This window comes from Rhodococcus sp. CX (genome assembly GCF_015865005.1).
GTDB lineage: Bacteria > Actinomycetota > Actinomycetes > Mycobacteriales > Mycobacteriaceae > Rhodococcus.
This window is the reverse complement of the sequence record NZ_JADZGH010000269.1, coordinates 20,868-43,393: the sequence shown is the minus strand read 5'-3', so window position 1 is coordinate 43,393 and position 22,526 is coordinate 20,868. Positions and strand designations below refer to the sequence as shown.

Annotated in this window: 24 protein-coding genes; 8 read left to right on the top strand and 16 right to left on the bottom strand. The window is 68.5% G+C overall.

Annotated features, from left to right (window positions below):
• Positions 1 to 26: 26 nt before the first annotated feature.
• The 4 genes from I0Q12_RS30105 to I0Q12_RS30090 all read right to left on the bottom strand — a co-directional run bounded on the left by I0Q12_RS30105 (position 27) and on the right by I0Q12_RS30090 (position 3,687).
• Entirely contained in the window at positions 27 to 575 is a 549-nt protein-coding gene (locus I0Q12_RS30105) for a hypothetical protein (RefSeq protein WP_197257491.1), read from the bottom strand.
• Between the two features lie 161 nt (positions 576 to 736).
• The gene (locus I0Q12_RS30100) at positions 737 to 1,519 is read right to left on the bottom strand and encodes an enoyl-CoA hydratase (protein ID WP_197257489.1); all 783 of its coding nucleotides are present in this window, start codon (positions 1,517 to 1,519) and stop codon (positions 737 to 739) included.
• A gap of 10 nt (positions 1,520 to 1,529) precedes the next feature.
• Positions 1,530 to 2,705 (bottom strand): acyl-CoA dehydrogenase family protein, encoded by a 1,176-nt coding sequence (locus tag I0Q12_RS30095; RefSeq protein ID WP_197257487.1) that lies wholly within the window; start codon positions 2,703 to 2,705, stop codon positions 1,530 to 1,532.
• The gene (locus tag I0Q12_RS30090; protein ID WP_197257485.1) at positions 2,689 to 3,687 is read right to left on the bottom strand and encodes an acyl-CoA dehydrogenase family protein; all 999 of its coding nucleotides are present in this window, start codon (positions 3,685 to 3,687) and stop codon (positions 2,689 to 2,691) included. The genes I0Q12_RS30095 and I0Q12_RS30090 overlap by 17 nt, the downstream gene beginning before the upstream one ends.
• 183 nt (positions 3,688 to 3,870) lie before the next feature.
• On the opposite strand from I0Q12_RS30090, the gene I0Q12_RS30085 reads away from it, so the two are divergent.
• Genes I0Q12_RS30085 through I0Q12_RS30075 form a run of 3 tightly spaced genes read left to right on the top strand, consistent with a single transcriptional unit; the run spans position 3,871 to position 6,514 of the window.
• Positions 3,871 to 4,524, top strand: a complete 654-nt coding sequence (locus I0Q12_RS30085) for a TetR/AcrR family transcriptional regulator (RefSeq protein WP_197257483.1) — start codon at positions 3,871 to 3,873, stop codon at positions 4,522 to 4,524.
• Between the two features lie 57 nt (positions 4,525 to 4,581).
• Positions 4,582 to 5,418: an acyl-CoA thioesterase domain-containing protein gene (locus tag I0Q12_RS30080; protein WP_197257480.1), complete on the top strand. Its 837-nt coding sequence runs from the start codon at positions 4,582 to 4,584 to the stop codon at positions 5,416 to 5,418.
• Positions 5,419 to 5,476: 58 nt separating this feature from the next.
• Positions 5,477 to 6,514 (top strand): dihydrodipicolinate reductase, encoded by a 1,038-nt coding sequence (locus I0Q12_RS30075; protein ID WP_307846642.1) that lies wholly within the window; start codon positions 5,477 to 5,479, stop codon positions 6,512 to 6,514.
• Between the two features lie 9 nt (positions 6,515 to 6,523).
• Here the strand turns inward: I0Q12_RS30075 and meaB are convergent, their stop codons facing one another.
• Genes meaB through I0Q12_RS30060 form a run of 3 tightly spaced genes read right to left on the bottom strand, consistent with a single transcriptional unit; the run spans position 6,524 to position 9,990 of the window.
• The gene (gene meaB, locus I0Q12_RS30070) at positions 6,524 to 7,387 is read right to left on the bottom strand and encodes a methylmalonyl Co-A mutase-associated GTPase MeaB (protein WP_197257476.1); all 864 of its coding nucleotides are present in this window, start codon (positions 7,385 to 7,387) and stop codon (positions 6,524 to 6,526) included.
• A gap of 34 nt (positions 7,388 to 7,421) precedes the next feature.
• On the bottom strand, positions 7,422 to 8,561 hold the full coding sequence (locus tag I0Q12_RS30065; protein WP_197257475.1) for a thiolase family protein: 1,140 nt from the start codon (positions 8,559 to 8,561) through the stop codon (positions 7,422 to 7,424).
• Positions 8,554 to 9,990, bottom strand: coding sequence for a class I adenylate-forming enzyme family protein (locus tag I0Q12_RS30060; RefSeq protein WP_197257473.1), 1,437 nt, complete (start codon positions 9,988 to 9,990; stop codon positions 8,554 to 8,556). Before I0Q12_RS30060 ends, I0Q12_RS30065 begins: the two co-directional genes overlap by 8 nt.
• A gap of 53 nt (positions 9,991 to 10,043) precedes the next feature.
• Here I0Q12_RS30060 and I0Q12_RS30055 point away from each other — a divergent pair, with 53 nt between their 5' ends.
• A complete protein-coding gene (locus I0Q12_RS30055; RefSeq protein WP_197257471.1) occupies positions 10,044 to 10,808 on the top strand; it encodes an SDR family NAD(P)-dependent oxidoreductase in 765 nt (254 codons plus the stop codon).
• On the top strand, positions 10,805 to 11,542 hold the full coding sequence (locus tag I0Q12_RS30050; protein WP_197257469.1) for an SDR family NAD(P)-dependent oxidoreductase: 738 nt from the start codon (positions 10,805 to 10,807) through the stop codon (positions 11,540 to 11,542). Before I0Q12_RS30055 ends, I0Q12_RS30050 begins: the two co-directional genes overlap by 4 nt.
• 59 nt (positions 11,543 to 11,601) lie before the next feature.
• Here the strand turns inward: I0Q12_RS30050 and I0Q12_RS30045 are convergent, their stop codons facing one another.
• Genes I0Q12_RS30045 through I0Q12_RS30030 form a run of 4 tightly spaced genes read right to left on the bottom strand, consistent with a single transcriptional unit; the run spans position 11,602 to position 15,765 of the window.
• Positions 11,602 to 12,366: an enoyl-CoA hydratase/isomerase family protein gene (locus I0Q12_RS30045; RefSeq protein ID WP_197257466.1), complete on the bottom strand. Its 765-nt coding sequence runs from the start codon at positions 12,364 to 12,366 to the stop codon at positions 11,602 to 11,604.
• A 1-nt stretch (position 12,367) separates the two neighbouring features.
• On the bottom strand, positions 12,368 to 13,456 hold the full coding sequence (locus tag I0Q12_RS30040) for an acyl-CoA dehydrogenase family protein (protein ID WP_197257464.1): 1,089 nt from the start codon (positions 13,454 to 13,456) through the stop codon (positions 12,368 to 12,370).
• A complete protein-coding gene (locus I0Q12_RS30035; RefSeq protein WP_197257462.1) occupies positions 13,443 to 14,351 on the bottom strand; it encodes an acyl-CoA dehydrogenase family protein in 909 nt (302 codons plus the stop codon). Before I0Q12_RS30035 ends, I0Q12_RS30040 begins: the two co-directional genes overlap by 14 nt.
• Positions 14,329 to 15,765: a class I adenylate-forming enzyme family protein gene (locus I0Q12_RS30030; RefSeq protein WP_231611729.1), complete on the bottom strand. Its 1,437-nt coding sequence runs from the start codon at positions 15,763 to 15,765 to the stop codon at positions 14,329 to 14,331. Before I0Q12_RS30030 ends, I0Q12_RS30035 begins: the two co-directional genes overlap by 23 nt.
• A gap of 105 nt (positions 15,766 to 15,870) precedes the next feature.
• On the opposite strand from I0Q12_RS30030, the gene I0Q12_RS30025 reads away from it, so the two are divergent.
• A complete protein-coding gene (locus I0Q12_RS30025) occupies positions 15,871 to 16,890 on the top strand; it encodes a ferredoxin--NADP reductase (protein WP_197257460.1) in 1,020 nt (339 codons plus the stop codon).
• Between the two features lie 64 nt (positions 16,891 to 16,954).
• Here I0Q12_RS30025 and I0Q12_RS30020 read toward each other — a convergent pair whose 3' ends face one another.
• The 4 genes from I0Q12_RS30020 to I0Q12_RS30005 form a co-directional block, all read right to left on the bottom strand.
• The gene (locus tag I0Q12_RS30020) at positions 16,955 to 18,007 is read right to left on the bottom strand and encodes a CaiB/BaiF CoA-transferase family protein (protein WP_197257458.1); all 1,053 of its coding nucleotides are present in this window, start codon (positions 18,005 to 18,007) and stop codon (positions 16,955 to 16,957) included.
• The gene (locus I0Q12_RS30015) at positions 18,004 to 18,960 is read right to left on the bottom strand and encodes an LLM class F420-dependent oxidoreductase (RefSeq protein WP_197257456.1); all 957 of its coding nucleotides are present in this window, start codon (positions 18,958 to 18,960) and stop codon (positions 18,004 to 18,006) included. Before I0Q12_RS30015 ends, I0Q12_RS30020 begins: the two co-directional genes overlap by 4 nt.
• Positions 18,961 to 19,039: 79 nt before the next feature.
• Positions 19,040 to 19,441, bottom strand: a complete 402-nt coding sequence (locus I0Q12_RS30010; RefSeq protein ID WP_197257454.1) for a cobalamin B12-binding domain-containing protein — start codon at positions 19,439 to 19,441, stop codon at positions 19,040 to 19,042.
• Positions 19,441 to 21,060, bottom strand: coding sequence for a methylmalonyl-CoA mutase family protein (locus tag I0Q12_RS30005; RefSeq protein ID WP_231611728.1), 1,620 nt, complete (start codon positions 21,058 to 21,060; stop codon positions 19,441 to 19,443). The genes I0Q12_RS30010 and I0Q12_RS30005 overlap by 1 nt, the downstream gene beginning before the upstream one ends.
• A 43-nt stretch (positions 21,061 to 21,103) precedes the next feature.
• Between I0Q12_RS30005 and I0Q12_RS30000 the strand changes: the two genes are divergently transcribed.
• Both I0Q12_RS30000 and I0Q12_RS29995 read left to right on the top strand, forming a co-directional pair.
• On the top strand, positions 21,104 to 21,934 hold the full coding sequence (locus I0Q12_RS30000; protein WP_197257449.1) for an NAD(P)-dependent oxidoreductase: 831 nt from the start codon (positions 21,104 to 21,106) through the stop codon (positions 21,932 to 21,934).
• A gap of 11 nt (positions 21,935 to 21,945) precedes the next feature.
• On the top strand, positions 21,946 to 22,113 hold the full coding sequence (locus I0Q12_RS29995) for a bacterioferritin-associated ferredoxin (protein ID WP_197257447.1): 168 nt from the start codon (positions 21,946 to 21,948) through the stop codon (positions 22,111 to 22,113).
• A 77-nt stretch (positions 22,114 to 22,190) separates the two neighbouring features.
• Here the strand turns inward: I0Q12_RS29995 and I0Q12_RS34370 are convergent.
• Positions 22,191 to 22,526, bottom strand: a 336-nt coding sequence (locus I0Q12_RS34370) for a L,D-transpeptidase (protein WP_231611727.1), incomplete at its 5' end; no start/stop codon positions are given.

The window sequence follows — 22,526 nt, the reverse complement described above, 5'->3', positions numbered from 1 at the left end:
GGGCGCCCCTCCTTCGTGTTACGGGATCAGCAGCCCGGGACGGGAGCGCCGCCGCCCTGGATCGCGAGCAGCGTGCAGAAGGTGGTCGCGCTGACCTTCCACGTGCCGTCCTGCTGGATGGCGTTGCCGGACTGGTCCGGAAGCACGGGAGCACCGTTCATGAGCAGCGTCCACTTGACGTCGGCGTTCTCCGGGTCGGAGAGGGTCACGCCCTCGACCGTCGCGGTCGTGGCCATGGCCTGCGGGTTCGATGTCATCGCTTCGAGCGTCGGCAGGAACACGTCGCCGTTCTCGACGAGCGCGGCACGCTCGGCCGGCGGGGTGGCGCCGTTGAAGAACGTGACGTAGGCGTTCGTGACGGCCTCGGTCGTCGCCGGATCCGCCGCTTCACCGGCTGCAGCCGCCGTGGTCGTCTCGGTGGCGGTGGCCTCGGTCGTCTCGGTCGTGGTGGTCGCCGTGGTCGTGGTGCTGTCGCTGGAGCTGTCGTCGTCGCTGCTGCAGCCCACGAGGGTGACGGCCGCAACCGCCACCATCCCGAAGGTGGCGACAGCACGACGGATGTTCGAAACGCGCATGACGGATCCTCTCCGGTGGACGAACCGGTTTCGTCCACCACTGTGTTGGAACTTCCCCCCAGGTCCCTGCGAGAGTACGTTGCCGACTCGCCCCGGGAAGGCCTTTTCGCCCCTCGAATTCCGTTGCCGTCCAGATGGTCCGGCAGCGGATGCGGGCGACGTTACTCGATCTTCGACTTCATCTCGTCCAGGTTCACCAGGATCGGGAATCCACCGACGCTCAGCGCGTTGCCGTGACCGGTCTGGTGGACGTCGAACACCGACTGGATGGCCGCGTAGAAGCCCTGCACGTCCAGGGTCTGATTGACGGCACGCTTGGCCTGCCGCAGCCCGAACGGAGGCATCGACGCGATCTTCGTCGCGAGTGCGCGGGTCTCCTCGTCGAGACGGTCGCGGGGCACGACCTTGTTGACCATCCCGGTCTGCTCGGCTTCGTGCGCGGTGACCGGGCGGCCCGTGAACAGGATCTCCTTGGCCTTGCGTGGACCGAGTTCCCATGTGTGCCCGTGGTATTCGACCCCGCCGATTCCCATCAGGACGACGGGATCGGAGAAGGACGCGTCCTCGGACGCGATGATGAGGTCGCACGGCCAGCACAGCAGCAGCCCACCGGCGATGCAGCGACCCTGGACGGCGGCGATCGACGGCTTCGGGATGTTCCGCCAGCGCAACGAGTACTCGAGATAGCGGCGACTCTCGTTGGAGTAGATCAGTTCGAGCGTGATCTTCAGATCGTCGGGAACCTTGGTGCCGAGATCGTGTCCGGCGGAGAAGTGTTTGCCCTCCGCCCGCAACACGATGACGGAGACGTCCGGGTCGGCGGCGGCACGCATCCAGGTGGCGTCGAGTTCGTCGAGCAACTCCGCGTTCTGGGCGTTGGCCGCCTCGGGACGGTTGAGCGTGATCGTGGCGATCTTGTCGGCTACCTCGTACAGGATGTACACGGCTGCAACCTCACCCCCGGGGAAGGCCGAGCACACGCTCGGCGACGATGGTCCTCTGAATCTCCGACGTACCACCGGCGATGGTGCCCGCGAAACTGCGGACGTAACGCTCGAACCAGCCGGTCGAGAAGTGGTCGTTGTTCCAGGGATTGAACGGTGCCGTCCAGTTCGGGTGGACGAGACCGTCCTCCCCCGCCGCGTCGAGTGCGTGTTCGGATGCGGACTGCACCGCTTCGGATCCGAGCAGCTTGAGCACCGACAGGGCCGCGACGTCCTGTTCACCGCGGGCGGCCCGCGCCAGCGCGGCCGAACCCAGCAGCCGCAGGCTCTGCAGGTCCATCGCGAGGGTCGCGTACCGATCGCGGTCGAGCACCGTGAGCGGCCGGAAGTCCTCGACCAGATCCTGGAGGCGGTCCGCGAAACTGAGCCAGAGCAGCGTACGTTCGTGCCCCAGCGCGCCGTTCGCGACGCCCCAGCCCCCGTTGAGTTCGCCGATCAGATTCTCCGCGGGCACCCGCACGTCCGTGAAGAAGACCTCGTTGAAGTCGAAGTCCTCCGACGACGCGACCGAGGCGAACGGGCGCCGCACGACACCGGGTGTGTCCGTCGGAATCAACAGCACGCTGATTCCCTTGTGCTTGGGCGCATCCGGATCCGTCCGCACGAAGGTGAGGAGCACGTCCGCGTCGTGTGCGCCGGACGTCCAGACCTTCTGCCCGTTGACGACGAAGTGATCACCGTCGAGCACCGCCCTGGTGCGCAAACCCGCGAGATCGGATCCGGCGCCGGGTTCGCTCATGCCCAGTGCTGCGGTGATCTCCGCGCGCAGGATCGGAACGGCCCAGCGCTGCTTCTGTTCCGGCGTGCCGAACGACAGGATCGACGCGGCGATGATCCCGAGTCCCTGCGGGTTGAAGCTGTGGTAGATCCGGCGGCGGGACAGTTCCTCGAGGTGCACGTACTGCTGCAGGATCGTGGCGTTGCGTCCACCGAACTCGGGCGGGTTGCCCGGCAGCAGCCAGCCGTTGTCGAACTGCAGCCGCTGCCACGGGCGGGCCCAGTCCGGCACATCCGCGCTCGAGCCGGGGCGGACGCCGGTGGCGGCGCCGTCGGGCAGGTTCTCCTCGAGGAAGGCCACGAACTCGGCGCGGAAGTCCTCGACATCGGCATCAAAGGTGAGTTGCACGGTACTCCTCGGCGATCAGCGCCCGATGCTCTGCCGCACCCCCGAGCAGATGCTCGCCGGCCTTGGCGCGCTTGAGCGCGAACTGAAGGTCGTTCTCCCAGGTGAATCCCATGGCACCGAACAGTTGGATGCCGTTGCGGAACACCACGGATTGGCATTCGCCCGCGGCGGCCTTGGCCATCGACGCGGCCACGCGCCGGCGGGGATCGTTCTCCGCGATCGTCAGGGCCGCGTAGTAGGCCAGCGCGCGTGCCCGTTCGATCGCAACGTGCATGTCGACGGCCTTGTGCTTGACCGCCTGGAACGAGCCGATCGGAACTCCGAACTGCTGACGTTCCCGGACGTGCCCGAGCACCATGTCGAGGATCCGTTGGCACGCACCGACGACGGTCAGCGCGAGCCCGGTCAGTGCCAGGTGGCGGGCCGGCTCCACGTCCACGTCGACGCGCCGGTCCTCGGAGATCCGGACTCCCCGGAACGCCACCTCGGCGAGGTGCAGCACCGGGTCGAAGACCGGGCTCCGTGCGACGACGGCCTGCTCGGCCGGCACGACGAACACCCCCGCCTCGGTGACGACGGCCAGCCGGTCGGCACGGTCGCCGTCGAGGACGTGGTGCGCGGTGCCGTCGAGGATCCACTCGTCGCCCTCGCGGCGCACGCCCACACCCTTGTAGATCGCGGCACCGGCGAGTCCGGCATCGTCGAACCCCGGTGCAAGAGGAGCGAACTGGGTCATCGTCGCGAGATAGGGAGTGGGGTCGGTCGCCCGGCCCAGCTCCTCGAGGACGATGGCGAGTTCGACCGTGGTGTCCGGGTCCGTCAGTGCGGTCCATCCGAGGTCGATGTAGGTCTTCCACAGAGGGGACGGGTCGGCGCCGCTGTCGACGATGTTGCGGACCAGCGTGGGCGAGCATTCCTTGGCCGTGACCTCACGGACGGTCTTCTGCCATAGCCGCTGATCGGAGTCGAACTCGAAGAGCATCCCGGCCTGCCTCCTTGGCTGAGCTGTGGTGCACGATGTCGATGCGAGAATAACATTCTCGCTTGACGAAAGTAATAGTCTCTATTTATCGGCGACACAGGCGCAGTCGGCGCACTGCGCAAGGAAACTCTCCGGTACAGTTGCTCGCATGTTCGGTACACGTGTCACAGAACAGAGCCGGTGGTGACCGGCCCCAGCGAAGAGCCGGCCTGGAAGCAGCGCGCAGTCGAGCGCTCCATCAGGACCGCCAAGATCCGGGCCGAACAGCGAGTGCAGCGCTTCCTCGACGCGGCTCAATCGATCATCGCCGAAAAGGGCAGCACGGATTTCACCGTGCAGGAGGTCGTGGACCGGTCCAAGCAGTCGCTGCGCAGCTTCTACCTGCAGTTCGACGGCAAGCACGAGCTGCTGCTCGCGCTCTTCGAGGACGCCCTCAGCCGCTCCGCCGACCAGATCCGCGCCGCGGCGTCCGGCCAGGACGCGCCGCTCGACCAGCTCCGCGTGGCGGTCGAGTTGCTGTTCGAGTTCTGCCGGCCCGACCCGAGCGCGCAGCGTCCGCTGTTCACCGACTTCGCGCCGCAGCTGCTGCTCACGCATCCCGCCGAGGTCAAGGTCGCGCACTCCTCGATGCTCGCGCTGTTCACCGAGCTGATGGAGAAGGTCGCCGCCTCCGGCGAGCTGCGCCCAGGCGCCAACCCGCGCCGACTGGCCGCGATGACGATGCAGACCGTCATGTTCATCGCACAGTCCGCGGGCGCCCCCGACGACGCGACCATCAAGCCGATCTCGGCCGAGGAAGTCTGGACCTTCTGCTCCCGCGGATTCGCCGGTAACTGAGGAATCGTCGGCGAGAATCGTATTCTCAATCGGGGATAGTTCGCTTACACTGGCGGCGTGCCCGATCTCTGGAACGACCTTCTGGCCTGCCTCGAGCTGCGCGCCGACGCCTCGGCAGACCTTCCCGACAGCGACACCCCCGCGACATCGGCGGTGTTCGAGGGAACGAACCAGCAACTCGAATACCACCGTTTGTTCGGCGGTCAACTCCTCGGCCAGTTCGTCCGCGCCGCGGAGGCCGCGTGCCCGACGAAGCGCATCAAGTCGCTGCACGCCCTGTTCCCCCGCGAGGGCAAGGCGTCGGAACCCGTCCGCTACGAGGTCACCCGCCAGCACGAGGGACGTTCGTTCGCCACGCTGAGCATCGTCGCGAGCCAGTCGTCGGGTGTCATCGGCACCGCGTCGGTTTCGATGCACGTGGGCGAGGACGGCCCCGAACTACAGACCGTCGAGTCCGTTCCGCCGGTGCTCGGCGAGAACGACCGTGCCCGCGTCGACCTCATCCCGTGGGAGATCCGGACGACCGAGGATCTCAACTCGTACGAGTCCTCGCCGCCCGAGTACGAAATGTGGATGCGCACACCGGAAGTCGATCCCGCGCTGGCCCCGGCCCTGACCGCGTACGCAACCGATCTGACCCTCATCGGAACCGCCCTGCGACCGCTCGAGGGCCTGGCCCAGACCGGCAACGGCACCGTCTTCACCTCGGCCGTCACCTCCCACACCCTGTGGTTCCATCGTCCGTTCCGCACCGACGAATGGCTGCTGGTGCGTCAGCACAGCCCGCTCATCGCCCACGGCCGGTGCTTCGGCCGGGGCGACGTGCTCGACGAGAAGGGGACGCTCGTCGCCTCCTTCGCGCAGGAAGCCCTGCTCCGCCTGCCCCGCCCCTGACCCGATCGAGGTTTCGTTGGATCCGAAAGCCTTGTCCGACAACGCTGTCGGCCTATCCGTGCCGGAACACACGTACCGGGTGGTCCAGTGGGCCACCGGCAACATCGGCACGCGTGCCCTGCGCGGGGTCATCGGGCATCCGAACCTGGAACTGGCCGGGCTGTACGTCCACACACCGGAGAAGGCCGGTCGCGACGCCGGCGACCTCTGCGGCACGGACCCGACCGGCGTCACCGCGACCACGGACATCGACGACGTTCTCGCACTCGGCGCGGACTGTGTGCTGTACATGCCGCGCCTGTTCGATCTCGACGAGGTGTGCCGAATCCTCGCCTCCGGCAGCAACATCGTCACCACCCGCGGCGAGTTCCACCACCCGACGGCGATGGATCCGTCGGCCCGCGCCGAGGTCGAGGACGCGTGCGCGCTCGGCGGCACGTCGATCCACAGCACCGGAAGCAGCCCGGGATTCGTCACCGAGGCACTGCCGTTCGTACTCACCTCGATCCAGCGCAAGCTCGACCGGCTCGCGATCGACGAGTACGCCGACCTCTCGCAGCGCAATTCACCCGGAATCCTGTTCGACATCATGGGTTTCGGTCGCGAGCCGGCCACCTTCGAGGACTACCGCATCGACCACATCCGGTCGAACTTCGGCCCGTCGCTGCACTCGGTCGCCGACGCACTCGGGCTGCGGTTCGATTCCGTCGAAGCCCACGGCGAATTCGCCACGGCACGCACGCAGGTCATCATCGCGGCGGGCACAATCGAGCCAGGTACCGTTGCCGCACAGCGGATCACGGTCACAGGTATGCGCGACGGACGAGCGCTCCTCCGGTTCCGCGCGACCTGGTACTGCACCACCGACGTCGACGTCGACTGGGACATCCGTCCGACGGGATGGCACATCGACGTCGCCGGCGATGCACCGCTCGACATCGACATCCGCTTCCCGATCCCCTTGGAGCGGATGAGCGCCGTGTCCCCCTCCTACACCGCGAACCGGGCGGTGAACGCCGTGCCGGTGGTGTGCGCGGCGGCGCCGGGCATCCGCACCACCGCCGAGCTGCCGCAGGTGCTCGCCGCCCTGGGGTGAGCGAAAACCTCAGGGACGGCCGAGCAGCCGCGCGGCCGCGCTGTACGGATCGGTGCTCCCGTCCGCGACCGCGGCGGCCAGATCGTCGAGTTCCGGCAGCGAACGCAGCTGCGACAGGGCCAGGGACAGGATCTGGGACCGTGCCCGGGCGGCGCGGCGTTCCCCGCTGTCGGCGCGCTGATGCAGTTCGATCGCATCCATCAGCGCGTCGACGCCCTCGCCCTTCGACGCGACGAGCATGAGGATCGGAACGTCCGTCTCCGCCTTCAGATCCCGGACCGTCCGATCGGCGCCCTCGCGGTCCGCCTTGTTCACCACGAGCAGGTCGGCGACCTCGAGCAGACCGGCCTTCGCGGCCTGGATCGCGTCGCCGCCACCGGGGTTGAGGAGCACGACCGTCGGATCGGCGACCGCCGCGATCTCGATCTCGGACTGTCCGACCCCGACGCTCTCGAGCAGCACCACGTCGTAGCCGAGTGCGGCGAGCAAGCGGATCGCGGCGGGTACCGCGGCGGACAGGCCGCCGAGATGGCCGCGCGCCGCGAGCGAACGGATCAGCACATCGGGGTCGTTGACGTGGGCGGCCATGCGGATCCGGTCGCCGAGCAGCGCTCCCCCGCTGTACGGGGAGGACGGGTCGACGGCGAGCACCGCGACCCGGAATCCGCGCTCGCGGTATGCGGTGACGAGCACACCGACGGTCGTCGACTTACCGGCGCCGGGTGGTCCGGTCACCCCGACCACCCGCACGGGCACCGGGTCGAGAGCGGCGAGCACCTCGTCGCGCCGGTCGTCCTCGACCATCGTCAGCAGCCGTCCCGCCGCGCGCACGGATCCGGTGCGCGCGGCGGCGAGGAGTTCGTCGATCGTCACGGCGCACCGGATCCGTTGCTCGTTGCTGCGGCTGTCACGGAGCGGGCACCTCGATGACCGTGGCCGAGCCCATACCTCCGCCCGCGCACATCGCGGCCACGCCGACTCCGCCGCCGCGGCGGCGCAGTTCGTGCACCAGGGTCACGAGCATGCGCGCCCCGGTCGCGGCGACCGGGTGCCCGAGACCGCAGCCGCTGCCGCTGACGTTGACCTTGTCGGGATCGATGTCGAGGAGCTTGATGGTCGCCACGCACATCGCGGCGAACGCCTCGTTGATCTCGAACAGATCGACGTCGCAGAAGGTCATACCGGCGCGACGCAGCGCCTTCGGGATCGCTTGCACCGGAGCGAGTCCGGTGCGGGCGGGATCGACCGCGACCGACGCCCACGACCGGATGTAGCCGAGTGCGGGCAGGCCGAGGCTGTCGCTCGCGATCGCGAGGGCCGCAGCGGCGTCGTTCGCGCCGCACGCGTTGCCGGCGGTGATGCTGAAACCTTCGATCTCCGGGTGCAGGACCTTGAGGGAAGCAAGCTTCTCGAGGGTGGTGTCGCGGCGCGGATGCTCGTCGACGGCGAACAACCCGTGCGGAGTCTCGATCGGGACGATCTCCTCCTTGAACCGGCCCTCGTCGATGGCGGCGATCGCGTTGCGGTGCGAGCGCAGCGCCCACGCGTCCATCTCCTCGCGGGTCACACCGGCTTCGACGGCCGCATTCCAGCCGACGGTGATGGACATGTCGCGGTTGGGGGCGTCCGGGCGGTCCGGGTGGGTCGGCGAGTTCCACGGCACCCAGTCCTCACCGGAGCGCATCAGGGAGCGCGGCGACGTGGAGGCCGAGTTCACGCCACCGGCGATGATCAGCTGGTCCATGCCCGCCTTGATGCTCGCCGCGGCGGTCTGGACCGCGGACTGCCCGGCCGCGCAGTGCCGGTTCAGTGCCAGACCCGGCACGTCGGTCAGTCCCGCCGTGATCGCGGCGTGGCGGGCGATCACGCCGCCGCCGTAGAGCCCTTCGCCGAGGATGACGTCGTCGATCGCCTTCGGGTCGAGGTCCTTCGCGGTCTCGGCCACGATGTGGTTCGCGAGGTCGAACGCGCTGGTGTCGCGGAGCGTGCCCTTGACGGCCGTACCGATCGGGGTGCGCAGCGCGGAGACGATGACGGCTTCAGGCATTGGTGTTCTCCAGTTCGGTCAGTAGGGTCCGGCGCAGGAGTTTTCCTGTTTCGGTCTTGGGGAGTTCGTCGCGGAACACCACGGTGTCCGGCGTCTTGGAGGACCGCAGCCGGTCCTTGACCCACGCGGTGATCTCGTCCGGATCCGCATCGCCCACAAGTACCGCGACGATCCGCTGACCCCATTCGGGGTCGGCGACACCGACGACCGCGGCCTCGGTGATCCCGGGGTGCTCGAGCAGGACGTCCTCGATCTCGGCGGGGGCGATGTTCTCGCCGCCGCGGATGATGGTGTCGTCCGCGCGCCCCTCGATGAACAGGTAGCCCTCGTCGTCGACGTGGCCGAGGTCGCGGGTGGCGAACCAGCCCTGTTCGTCGAGGACGCTGCGCCCGCCGTACTCCCCGGAAATCTGCTCGCCGCGGACGAACACCAGCCCGGTCTCTCCCGGGGCGACGAGTTCGCCTGCCTCGGTGCGGATTTCGATCTCGATGCCCGGCAGCGGGCGGCCGACGGAGCCGAGCCGGTCGCGGACGGCCGCGTCGTCGGACGCGAGAGCCGTCCGGTGGTCGTCGGGTCCGAGCACCGCGATCGAGGACGCGGTCTCGGTGAGTCCGTAGGCGTTCACGAACCCGGTGTCCGAGAAGGCCCGCAGAGCGTGCTCGAGGACGGGACGCGGAGTCCGCGATCCGCCGTAGGCGAGGCTCTGCAGCGACGGCACGTCGGCCGGCGCGTCGCCGAGCACGGCGACGATCCGCGCCAGCATGGTCGGCACGAGCATCGCGTGGGTGACCTTCTCCCTGCGGACGGTGCCGAGCCAGGTCTCGGGATCGAAGGCGTCGAGGTAGACCACGCGACGGCCCGTGTACAGGTTCGACAGCAGATTCGTCAGGCCCGCAATGTGATACGGCGGGACGGACACGAGCGAGGCGTCGGTTTCCTCGGCGGAGGCGAACTCCATCGTGTTGAGCACGTACGCCAGCAGGTGGCGGTGCCGCAGCACCGCGGGCTTGGGATCCGACGTGGTGCCGCTGGTGTAGATGATCGCCGCGACGGCGTCGCCGTCCCACTCGGGCGCGACCTCGACGCGTTCGTCGACTCCACCGCGACCCCCGTCGACGCCGACGAGGTCGCCGGGAGCGAGTTCGAGCGCCCCGGGGTGCCGATCTCGCAGCGCCGTCAGCTGGGCTTCACCGAGCCGGTAGTTCAGTGCCACGAACGGCACCCCGGCGAGCGCGGCACCGAACAGCGCCACGGGATAGGCCAGATGGTTCGTGCCCAGGTACAGCACGGCCGGATACCCGCGGAAACGGTTCGCGGCGACGCGGGCCCGGTCGTGGAGTTCGGGGCCCGTGAGGGAGCGGCCGTCGTAGGTCACGACAGCTCGATCGCCGTTGCTTGCGGCCATTTCTAGAATCATGCTGATGTTCATGAGAACATTATTCTCTCAAGCAGAGAGCTGTAGTTGCAAGAAGGGAAACCAACATGCAGATCACCGGTAGTTCAGCGATCGTCGTCGGCGGAACCGGCGGCCTCGGCGAGGCCACCGTGCGCCGTCTCCACGCCGGCGGAGCGAAGGTCGTCGTGGCCGACGTCAACGACGACAAGGGCAAGGCGCTCGAGGAGGAGCTGGGCGTGCGCTACGTCCGCACCGACGCCGGCAGCGAGGAATCGGTGCTCGCCGCGATCGCCGAAGCCGAATCGCTCGGACCGCTGCGCGTGTCGGTGGACTGCCACGGTGGCCCGGCCGGCGGCGGGCGGCTCGTCGGCAAGGACGGCAGCCCGATGCCGCTCGAGAACTTCACCAAGACCATCGAGTCGTACCTGGTCTCGGTGTTCAACGTGATGCGCCTGGCCGCCGCCGCCATCGCCCGGCAGGAGCCGCTCGAGGACGGGCAGCGCGGTGTCATCGTCAACACGGCGTCGATCGCCGCCTACGAGGGCCAGATCGGTCAGCTCCCCTACTCGGCCGCGAAGGGCGGCGTCGTCGGCATGACCCTGGTCGCCGCGCGTGACCTGTCGCCGCTCGGCGTCCGCGTCGTCACGATCGCACCCGGCACGTTCCTCACGCCCGCCTACGGCAAGGCCGGCGACCAGCTCGAGGCCTACTGGGGTCCGCAGGTGCCGCATCCCAAGCGCATGGGCCGCTCCCCCGAATATGCGACGCTCGTCGCGTCGATCGTCGAGAACGACTACCTCAACGGCGAGGTCATCCGCCTCGACGGCGCACTGCGGTTCCCGCCGAAGTGACCGCTCTCGACGGCAAGGTCGCGTTCGTCGCCGGTGCCAGCCGTGGCATCGGCGCCACGGTGGCCGCCGCACTCGCCGAGGCGGGTGCGGCGGTCGCGGTCGCGGCACGCTCGGAGAACGAGGGCCGGCTGCCCGGCACGATCCATTCGGTCGCGGACCGGATCGTCGCGGCGGGCGGTCGCGCCCTGCCGGTGCCGTGCGACGTCACCGACGAGGAGTCCGTCGAGGCGGCGATCGCCGCGACGGTCGCCGAATTCGGCGGCCTCGACATCGTGGTCGCCAACGCAGGGGTGCTGTGGCAGGGCCCGATCGAGACGACCCCGCTCAAACGGTGGCAGCTGTGTCTCGACGTCAACACCACCGGCGTGTTCCTGGTGACCAAGTCGGCGATTCCGCATCTGCGCGCGCGTGGCGGCGGATCGCTGATCGCGGTGACCACCACCGGCGTGACGATGACCGACCGCGGATCCAACGCGTACTGGGTGTCGAAGGCCGCGGTCGAACGGCTCTATCTGGGACTCGCGTCGGACCTGCGCGGCGACAACATCGCCGTGAACTGCCTGAGCCCGTCCCGGGTCGTTCTCACCGAGGGCTGGACCGCCGGCGGCAGCGGCATCGAGATTCCGCCGGAGATGGTCGAGCCACCGGAGACGATGGGCGCGGCGGCGGTGCTGCTGGCCGCGCAGGACGCCTCCGGGATCACCGGCACCGTTCAGCGGTCGGAAACGCTCTAGCGCTACGCGCCGGTGTGCCTTTGTGGCGGCTCCCACCGCCACAAAGGCACACCGGGCCGTCAGGCCTTTTTTGTGAGCCTGGCAATGTTCGCGCGGAAGTCGTCGCTCTGGAACGTCAGGTCCTCCGCGGTCATCGCGTAGTCCAGGCTCGCGAGGATCGCGCGCTCGAGGTGGATGTTCACCAGCCGCTTCGTGCTCTCGACCGCCTTCTGCGGAAGCTCGGAGATCTTCTTCGCCGCGGCGAGGGCCTCGGTGAGCGGATCGGCGACGACGTGGTTGGCCAGACCGAGCGCGAGCGCCCGCTCCGCCGGGATCCGCGTGCCGAGGAGCGCGAACTCCTTGGTCTGCAGCAGGCTGATCTGCAGCGGCCACGTGAGCGGCCCGCCGTCGGCCGCGACCAGGCCGACCTGCACGTGCGGATCGGCGAGGTACGCATGCTCCGCCATGTAGACGACGTCGCTGAGCGCCACCAGGCTGCAGCCCAGGCCGACGGCCGGGCCGTTGACGGCGGCGATCACCGGAATCCGGCAGCGCGCCATCCCGATCACCAGCTCGCGGCCGTCCGCGATGGTCTTCGCACGCAGATCCGCGTCCTCGGCCAGCTCCGCGAGGTACGCGAAATCGCCGCCCGCGGAGAACGCCTTGCCGGCACCGGTGATCACCGCGGCGCGCGCGGTGCGGTCGGCGGACAGTTGCGGCCACAGCTGCGCGAGCCCGTGGTGCAGGTCGTCGTTGACCGCGTTGAGCGCATCCGGGCGGTTCAGCGTGATGATGCGCAGCGGACCGTCCGCGCGAACGTCGATCTCTTCCGGCATGTCGTACATGTCAAACTCCCAATCCGAGGATGCGCGAGGCCACGATGTTCTTCTGGATCTGCGACGTTCCACCCATGACGGACTGCGCGCGGCTGTACATGTACGTGCCGAGCATCTCCGCGTCGCGGGTGCCGGCCTCCGACAGGGCCGCGTGACCGACGGATTGCTCGACCCAGGTCATGAGCAGCTTGTCGAGCGAGCCCTCCGAGCCGTGGGTCAGACCGTCGAGCTGCTCGGACAACCGGCGGCGCACGTGCAGCCGCAGCATCTCCGATTGCACTGCCGCCCAAGCGAGTTCGTCGGACGGCGGGCCGTCGGACCGGGCCGCGAGTTCGCGGACGGTCTTCGCATAGCGGGCCGCGAACCCGAGTGTCGACGGTTCGCGCTCGTGCCCGACCACCGTCATGGCCAGCTTCCAGCCCTCACCGGGGTTGCCGACCATCCGCGACGCCGGGACACGCGCACCGTCGAACAGCACCTGCCCGAACTCCTTGGTGACGCCGCTGATCATCTTCAGCGGTCGCTGTTCGATCCCGTCCTGGTGCATGTTCACGATGAACGCCGAGATGCCCTTGTGCCGCGGCTTGTCCGGTTCGGTGCGGGCGAGCAGCAGGCACCAGTCGGCGACGTCGGAATAGCTCGTCCAGATCTTGTGCCCGTGGATGACGTACTCGTCGCCGTCGCGGGTCGCGGTGGTCGTGAGCGAGGCCAGGTCCGATCCGGCGCCCGGTTCGCTGAAGCCCTGGCACCAGCGTTCGGTGCCGTTGATCATGCCGGGCAGGAACTCCTGCTGCAGTTCCTTGCTGCCGTGGTGACCGAGACCGATCACCAGATAGCCGAGGCTCGGCCGGGCCGGTGCACCGGCGATCGCGAGTTCCTCGTCGAGGATCACGTCGTAGACGGGCGGCAGGTCCTGTCCCCCGAATTCCTTCGGCCAGGACAGCCCGAAGAATCCGGCGTTGTACAGCGCCCGATGCCACTCGGGCTGTTTCGCCCAGTACTCGTCGCCCGATGTCGGGAATTGCTTGGCCGTGGTCGCGAGCCAGGACCTCAGACGGTCGCGGAACGCGGCTTCCTCCGGCGAATCACGAAACTCCAAGGTCGATCTCCTTCAGGCTCACGGGGAACAGTTCGGTGGACGCGAGCGCCCGCCGCAGGTAGACGTGCGCGAGGCATTCCCAGGTGTTGCCGATGCCACCGTGCACCTGGATCGAGGTCTCGCAGATCGTGAAAGCGGCTCGCGCGCAGTAGATCTTCGCGACCCGGGAAGCCTGGATCGCCTCGGCGGTGTCGAGTTCGTCGACCGCCCACGCCGCGTGCCGCAGCACGCTGATCGACCCTTCGATCAGCGCCTGGCTCTCGGCGAGCATGTGCGCGACCGCCTGGTACGACCCGATGGTGTGGCCGTACTGCTCGCGCATCTTCGCGTAGTCGACGGCGAGGTCCTGCGCACCGCGGGATACGCCGACGAGGTCGGCGGTGGTCGCGACGAGAGCGAGCGCGTACCAGCGGTCCGCGTCGGCGGCGGACAGTTCGCCGAGCGGCTCGCCCGGCTCGCCGAGTTCCGCGAAACAGCGGGTCAGGTCCGCGGCGGCGGCGATGTCGGCACCGACGGGCGCCGAAAGGATCTGCCTGTCCCGCAGGATCACCGCATCGGTGAGGCCGCGCGCGTCGACCGCTTCGGAGCCGACACCGATCGCCCACGGCGACTGGTCGTCGCCGAGGTGACGCCGCAGGTCGTCTGCGAGGACGGGACCGAGGAAGGGTACGTCGACGAGACCGCGACCGAACTCCTCGGCGACGATCGCGACCTCGACACCGGACGCGCCGTCGGAGCGCAGGGCGCGCCAGCCGGTCGTGTCGACCGCCTTCTCGAGCCGGGCGACCCGGCTGTCGTCGTCGAGATCCTGGACCGATCCAGGACCGAGGTCGTCGGCGAGTTTCGCTGCCGCATCACGTAATTGTCGTTGTTCACTCGTCAGACGGACGTCCATAGCGCTCCTTGAGTACTCGGCGCAACACCTTGCCGGAGGGCAGGCGAGGGATTTCGGGGACGAACAGGACCCGGCTCGGGCGTTTGTAAGACGCCAGCCGGTCGCCGACCAGGGCGATCAGTTCGGCTTCGGTGACCGGCCCGCCGGTCGTGACCGCGGCGAGGACGGCCTCGCCGGTCACCGGGTCGGGCACGCCGAACACCGCGCAATCGGTGACCTCGGGATGTCCGTGCAGCACGCTTTCGACCTCGGCGGGCGCGACCTGGAATCCCTTGACCTTGATCATTTCCTTCGACCGGTCGGTGATCCGCAGCCAGCCGTCCTCGTCGAGGTAGCCGACGTCGCCGGTGCGGTACCAGCCGTCGGCGAAGGCGTCGGGGTTCGCATCGGCCGGAAGGTAACCGGCCATGAGGGAGTCGGCGCGGGCCTGGATTTCGCCGACACCGCCCGCCGGCAGCACCTCCCCGGTGTCCAGTGACACCACGCGCACCGTCACGCCGGGGACGGGACGCCCGACGCTGTCCAGCCGCGCACCGGCGACCGGATTGCAGGCGATGACCGGGAGTTCGCTCGCGCCGTAGGCAGGCAACCACCCGACGCCGGTGCGGCGGGTGACGGTGTCGGCGACGCTCGCCGTGACCGGGGTGGCGCCCCACATGATGTAGCGCAGCGACGACAGGTCGTACGACTCGAGATGCGGATGCTGCGCGATCGCCAGCGCGATCGGCGCGACGGCCATCTCGACGGTGATCCGGTCGCGTTCGATGTGCCGGAGCATCACGTCGATGTCGAAGCGGCGATGCAGCCGGAACCACGCGCCGACCTCGAGGGCGGTGACGATGTTGAGGATCCCGAGGATGTGAGACGGCGGCGTGAGCACCTGCATCCGGTCCGCGGACGTCAGTTGCAGCGCGTCGCGCCAGTGCGCGACGGCGGCGGCGAGGGAGCCGTGGGTGTGCCGGACGGCCTTGGGCAGCCCGGTCGTGCCCGAACTGAACACCAGTACCGCCTCGACGTCCGGGTCGTGGGCGGTTGTCGTGCCGTCACCGATCGCGGGTGGGATCGGCTCGTCGAGGTGCAGCATGTCGGCGTGCTCGGCGAGGACCGGATTGTCGCCGACCGCGGCAACCGGCCGCGTCACCTCGAGGGCGTGCACGACCTCGTCGTGCTTGTAGGCCGGGCTGAGCAGCACGACGGACGCCCCGAGGCGCCAGATCGCCTGCACGGCCACGACGAACTCGGGCCGGTTCGACGACATCAAGGCGACCCGGTCGCCGGCGCCGACGCCACGTTCGGCGAGCCGGACCGCCAGGCCCGCCGCGAGCGCGTCGAGCTCGACGCGGCTGTAGGCACGGTCCTCGAACACCAGGGCGGTGGTGGTGTTCCGCGTCCGGTCGATCGTGGGGTCCGACAACTGCGCCTCGTCTCGGGTGGGTGTTCGACGTTGAGAAGATCCTATATCGTAGGTGAGAATATAATTCTCCAGGCAGTAGAACAATCCCCGAGGAGGAGACGATCCATGGCGAGACCCCCTATGTTCCAGCGGGCGCGGGTGACCCGGATCGTGAAGGAGACCTCCGACGCCCGGTCGTTCGTCCTGGCGCCCGTGGACGGCCCGTTCACCTACCGGGCGGGGCAGTTCCTGAACTTCAAGGTCACCGTCGACGGCACCGAGCTGTACCGGTCGTACTCGATGTCCAGCGCACCCGAAAGCGACGACGAACTCACGGTCACCGTCAAGCGCGTACCCGGCGGCAAGGTGTCGAACTGGCTGCTCGACAACGTCTCCGAGGGCGACGAGGTGGAGATCAGCCGCCCCACCGGCACCTTCCTGCTGCGGGAGAGCGACAAGCCGCTCCTCGGATTCAGCGGCGGCAGCGGCATCACCCCGATCCTGTCGCTCGCCAAGTCCACCCTGGCCACCACCGATCGCCCCGTCCGGTTGCTGTGCGCCGACCGCGACCAGCCGTCGGCGATCTTCGAATCCGTTCTCGAGGCGCTGGTTGAGCAGTACCCGGACCGGCTGACGGTCGTGCGCCATCTCGACGACGAGAAGGGCCTGCTCGACGCCGAGGCCATCCGCGCGTTCGTCGGCAGCGACGTGGACGCGGACAGCTACCTGTGTGGCCCCGAACCGTTCATGGATCTGATCGAGTCGACGCTGCCCGGCCCGGGCGGCGTGTTCAGCGAGCGCTTCGGCATCCCGCCGGCACCGGCTTCCACCGAACAGCCCGCCGCCCCCGCCGCCGAGGAATCCGGCGAGCTCGAGGGGACCGTGACGATCTTCGTCGGACGCAAGAAGGGATCGGTACCGCGCCACGCCGGCGAAACCATCCTCGAAAGCGCCCGCCGCGCCGGATTGACCCCGCCGTTCTTCTGCGAGATGGGCAACTGCGGCACCTGCATGGCGCTGGTGACCGAGGGTTGCGCGACGATGCGCACCAACGAGGCACTTTCGGACGACGAGGTCGAGGAAGGCTACGTGCTCACGTGCCAGGCCGTGCCGGACACCCCGTCGATCAAGGTCAAGTACGAGTGACCGAAACCCCTCGTGCGTGGTTTCGGTAGCACCGGCTACCGAAACCACGCACAAGGGGGAAGGGTCAGGTGTGCGCAGGAAGTGCGCCGTGCTCACCGAGCCGCGGCGGCGCGCCGTAGACCGGTTCGTAGCCGGCGACCTTGACGGGACTGCCGACGAGCCGGAAATCGCCCGCCGTGACCACGGCCTCGGGGGTCTGAGCGAGCGCCTCCGGCAACGACCGGACCGCCGCGGACGGCACGCCGAGCGGCCGCAGTCGCGCCTCCCACCCGGCGGCGGTGTCGGTCGCGAGCGCCGCGGTCACCGCAGCGAGCACCTCGTCCCGATTCTGCGCGCGCTCGGCCATCGTCGCGAAACCGTCGATACCCGCTTCCTTCGCGAACGACCGCCAGAACCCGTCGTGCGTGACGAACAGCGCCAGATACCCCTCCGCGGTCGGAAAGAGTTGCGCTGGAACGTAGTACGAGTGCGCGCCGTACGGCATACGCCGCGGCTCGGTGCCCTCGTTCAGGTAGGCGGACGCGCGGTAGTTGAGCTGCGAGAGCATGACGTCGCGCAACGACACATCGACCTGCCCGCCGCGGCCGGAGACGATCTGGGCGAGCAGACCCAGCGCCGCGGTCAGGCCCGTGGAATTGTCCGCCGCCGAATAGCCGGGCAAGGTCGGCGGACCGTCCGGGTCGCCGGTGAGCGCGGCCACCCCGGTCTCCGCCTGGATGACGTAGTCGAACGCCGGATCGTCGCCGGAGTCGAGACCGTACCCGGTGAGCGCGACGCACACGATCTTGTCGTTGAACCTGCGCAGAGCGTCGTACGTCAGACCGTACTTGCGGATCGCCGACGGCTTGAGATTGACCAGCAGCGCATGGGATTCGGCGGCGAGCTCACCGAGCCGGCGTTGTCCCTCGTCGCTGCCGAGATCGAGGCAGATGCTGCGCTTGCCGCGATTGAGGCTCGCGAAGTAGGCGTCGCTGACCTGACGCGAGAGGTCGCCGGTCGGGGGTTCGACCTTGGTGACCTCCGCGCCGAGATCGGCCAGCATCATCGTCGCGTACGGCCCGGCGAGGATGTGGCCGACTTCGAGGATCTTGATCCCCGCGAGCGGACCCGCATTCACCGCAGTTCCTTGACGAGTTCCGAAACGACCTCGCGAGTACGGTATTTGGACGCGACGAGTTCGTCGCGGGTGTTGCCGATCGGCAGCAGCCGCATCGACAGGTCGGTCACCCCCGCCTCCTCGTACTTGCGGAACCCGGCAAGGATCGCGTCCTCGTCGCCGACGATGGCCATGTCGCCGATGTCCTTCGACTCGCCGTGTTCGAGGAGCCGCTGGTAGTTCGGGGAGATCTCGGCCTCGGCGAGGATCCGGTTGGCACGTTCGCGGGCGATGTCGACCTCCGACGGCGCGCACAGGCACACCGGCACGCCCGCGACGATCCGCGGAGCCGGTCGCCCGGCGTCCGCGGCGGCCTTGGTGATACGCGGTGCGATGTGCTCACCGATCGCGCGTTCGTCGGCCATCCAGAGCACGGTGCCGTCGGCGCGTTCCCCGGCGATCTTCAGCATGACCGGTCCGAGCGCGGCGACGAGCACCGGCATCGGGGCCACGGGTGCGATGTCGAGCGGATTGTGCACCCTGAACGTGTCGTTCTCGACGTCGATCGAGCCGGGCAGATCCTTGATCGCACCGAGCACCTCGAGGTAGTCCCGGGTGAACTTGGCGGGCTTGTCGTAGGGCAGACCCAGCATGTCCTGGACGATCCAGTGGTGCGACGGGCCGACGCCCAGCGCGAGCCGGCCACCGAGCGCGGCGTGGGTCGACAGCGCCTGGCGCACCAGATGCACCGGGTGCTGCGCCTGCAGCGGCACCACGGCGGTGCCGATCTCGATCCGCGACGTGCGGGTACCCATCAGCGCGACCGCGGTCAATGCGTCGAAGTCCGTGGGAATCTGGGGAACCCACACGGTGTCGAGGCCGGCGGCCTCCGCCCACTCGACGTCCTTCAGCATCCGATCGACCTTGCGAGCGGTGTCGCCCTGTTCGGGCCCGACCATCACTCCGATCCGCACGATTCCTCCACGTTTGTCGAGATCCGGGTCCCCGCACGCCCGGTGGGGCGGCGCGGCGGTGAAACTGGTGGCGTTGCGCTCACGCCGGGTTTTCGGTGTCGGTCAGCTTGCGCACCTCGGTGACCAGGACGTCCAGCGGTGTGCTCGTGGGGAACACGGCGGCGGCACCGGCGGACAGCAGCTTCGGTACGTCGCCCTGCGGGATGGTCCCGCCGACGATCACCGCGATGTCGCCCGCGTCGGCCGCCTGGAGCGCTTCGATCGTGCGGGTGGTCAGCGCGATGTGCGCACCCGAGAGGATGCTCAGGCCGACGACCGCGACGTCCTCCTGCAGCGCGATGGACACGATGTCCTCGATCTTCTGGCGGATGCCGGTGTAGATGACCTCGAATCCGGCGTCGCGCAGTGCGCGCGCGACGATCTTGGCGCCTCGGTCGTGGCCGTCGAGTCCGGGCTTGGCGACGAGGATGCGGGCGGTCATCAGAACACCACCGGCTGCTGGAATTCGCCCCACACGGCCTTGAGCGCGGAGACCATTTCGCCGACGGTGCAGTACGCGTTGGCGCAGTCGATCAGTTTGTGCATGAGGTTGTCGGTTCCTTCCGCTGCGCGGGACAGGGCGTCGAGACTGGTCTTGACCAGCTCCGGATCGCGTTCGGCCCTGACCTTGGCGAGTCGCTTGAGCTGCAGCTCACGGCCGTCGGCGTCGAGTTCGTACGTGCCGATCTCCGGTGGCGGCTCGTTCGAGGTGAACTTGTTGACGCCGACGACGGTGCGCTCGCCCGCCTCGATCTGCAGGTGGAGCTTGTAGGCCTCGTCCGCGATGAGGCCCTGCAGGTAGCCGTCCTCGATCGCGCGCACCATGCCGCCGTGCTCTTCGAGATCGCTCATGATCTCGACGATCTTGGCTTCGGTCGCGTCGGTGAGCGCCTCGACGAAGTATGAGCCGCCCAGGGGATCGGCGACCCGCGCGACCCCGGTCTCGTACGCGAGGATCTGTTGCGTGCGCAGTGCGAGCGTCGCCGATTCCTCGCTGGGCAGCGCGAACGGCTCGTCCCACGCGGCGGTGAACATCGACTGGACACCACCGAGCACCGAGGCCATCGCCTCGTAGGCGACGCGCACCAGGTTGTTCTGGGCCTGCGGGGCGTACAGCGACGCACCGCCGGCGACGCAGCCGAACCGGAACATCGACGCCTTCTCGGTCTTCGCGCCGTAGCGTTCGCGCACGATCGTCGCCCAACGGCGGCGTCCCGCACGGTATTTCGCGATCTCCTCGAAGAAGTCGCCGTGGGTGTAGAAGAAGAACGAGATCTGCGGGGCGAACTGGTCGATCGTCATGCGTCCGCGTTCGACGACGGTGTCGCAGTAGGTGACGCCGTCGGCGAGGGTGAACGCCATCTCCTGCACGGCGTTCGCACCGGCATCGCGGAAGTGCGCGCCCGCCACCGAGATCGCGTTGAACCGCGGGACCTCCGCGGCGCAGAACTCGATGGTGTCGGCGATCAGCCGCAGCGACGGTTCGGGCGGCCAGATCCAGGTGCCGCGCGAGGCGTATTCCTTGAGGATGTCGTTCTGGATCGTGCCGGTGAGCTTTTCGCGGGGCACGCCGGATTTCTCCGCGGCGGCGACGTAGAAGGCGAGCAGGATCGCGGCCGTGCCGTTGATGGTGAAGCTGGTGCTGATCTTGTCGAGCGGGATGCCGTCGAACAGGATCTCGGCGTCGGCGAGGGTGTCGACGGCGACGCCGACACGTCCGACCTCCTCACCGTATTCCGGGTCGTCGGAGTCGTAGCCGCACTGGGTGGGCAGGTCGAGCGCGACGGACAACCCGGTGCCGCCCTGGTCGAGGAGGTACCGGTAACGCCGGTTGGATTCCTCGGCGGTCCCGAATCCGGAGTACTGGCGGAACGTCCACAGCCGACCGCGATAGCCGGTCGCGAAGTTGCCGCGGGTGAATGGGAATTCGCCCGGTGCAGGCGGTTCGCCGACTCTGTCGGCCGGTCCGTACACCGCATCCAGGGGGATTCCCGACGAGGTCTCAGCGAAATCGGTCACGCTGGATACGATACTTGCAGAAAATGAGAATGCCAATATCATCAGCGAGAACGCTGCGTGTGAACCACCGATTGCAGGGAGAACGATGTCGAGCCAGCCGAATCCACTGTCCGACCGCACCATGGTGATCTCCGGTGCCAGCCGCGGGATCGGCCTGGCCATCGCGGTCACCGCGGCGCGACAGGGCGCCAACGTCGTTCTGCTCGCCAAGACCGCCGAGCCCCACCCGAAACTCCAGGGCACCGTCCACACCGCCGTCGCGGACATCGAGGCGGCCGGCGGCAAGGCCGTGGCCGTGGTCGGCGACGTCCGAAACGAGGACGACGTCCAGCGGCTGATCGACACCGCGGTCGAGCGGTTCGGCGGCATCGACATCTGCGTGAACAACGCGAGCGCGATCGCGACGGGTGCAACCGAGGACCTGCCGGTCAAGCGGTACGACCTCATGCAGGAGATCAACTGCCGCGGCGCGTTCCTCATGACGAAGGCCTCGGTTCCGCACCTCCGCAAGTCCGCGAACCCGCACATCCTGACCGTCTCACCGCCGGTCAACATGAACCCCTACTGGCTCGGGGTCCACCCGGCCTACACCCTGTCGAAGTACGGAATGTCGCTGCTGACATTGGGTTTCGCTGCCGAGTACGCCGGGGACGGGATCGCCGCGAACTGCCTGTGGCCGCAGACCTTCATCGCGACCTCCGCGGTCGCGAACATGAAGGACGGGGACACGCTCCTGTCGTCCTCGCGCAGCCCCGAGATCATGGCCGATGCCGCGGTCGAGATCCTCGGCCGCCCCGCGAGGGAGACCACCGGCCGGTGCTTCATCGACGCCGACGTGCTCACCGAGGCCGGTGTCACCGACCTGTCGCGCTACGGCGGCGGCGACAACCCCCAGATCGACCTGTTCCTGGACTGACGGAGCGCGCGATGTACATCTGCCTGTGCCACGGTGTCACCGGCGACACCGTGAGCAAAATCGTCGACCGGGGTGCGCGCAGTTCGAAGGAGATCGCCGCGGCGTGCGGGGCGGGTTCCGATTGCGGGCGGTGCCGGCGGACCGTGCGGGCGATCATCGCGCAGCACAGCGCGACATAGCACCGCAACGAGAACGCGCCCACACCTCCTCGGGAGGTGTGGGCGCGTTCTCGTTGCGCATCAGGGACTTTCGCGGATCAGAGGTTCCAGTCCCCGAGGCCGTCCCAGCCGTTCAGCACACCGCCGTCGGTGTTCTGCACGATGACCGGATCGCCCTTCTGGGCGTTCTCGAAGAACCACTTGCCGTCCTCGGTGCTCACGTTGAGGCAGCCGTGGCTGACGTTGGTATTGCCCTGCGCCCACTCCGACCACGGCGCGGCGTGAACGAAGATGCCGCTGTTGGAGATTCGCGTCGCGTACTCGACGTAGGTGCGGTAGCCCTCCGGGGAGTCCACGGGCACACCGTAGGTGGACGAGTCCATGTACATGTCCCGGAAACGCTCGCCCACGATGTACGTGCCGTTGGGCGTTTC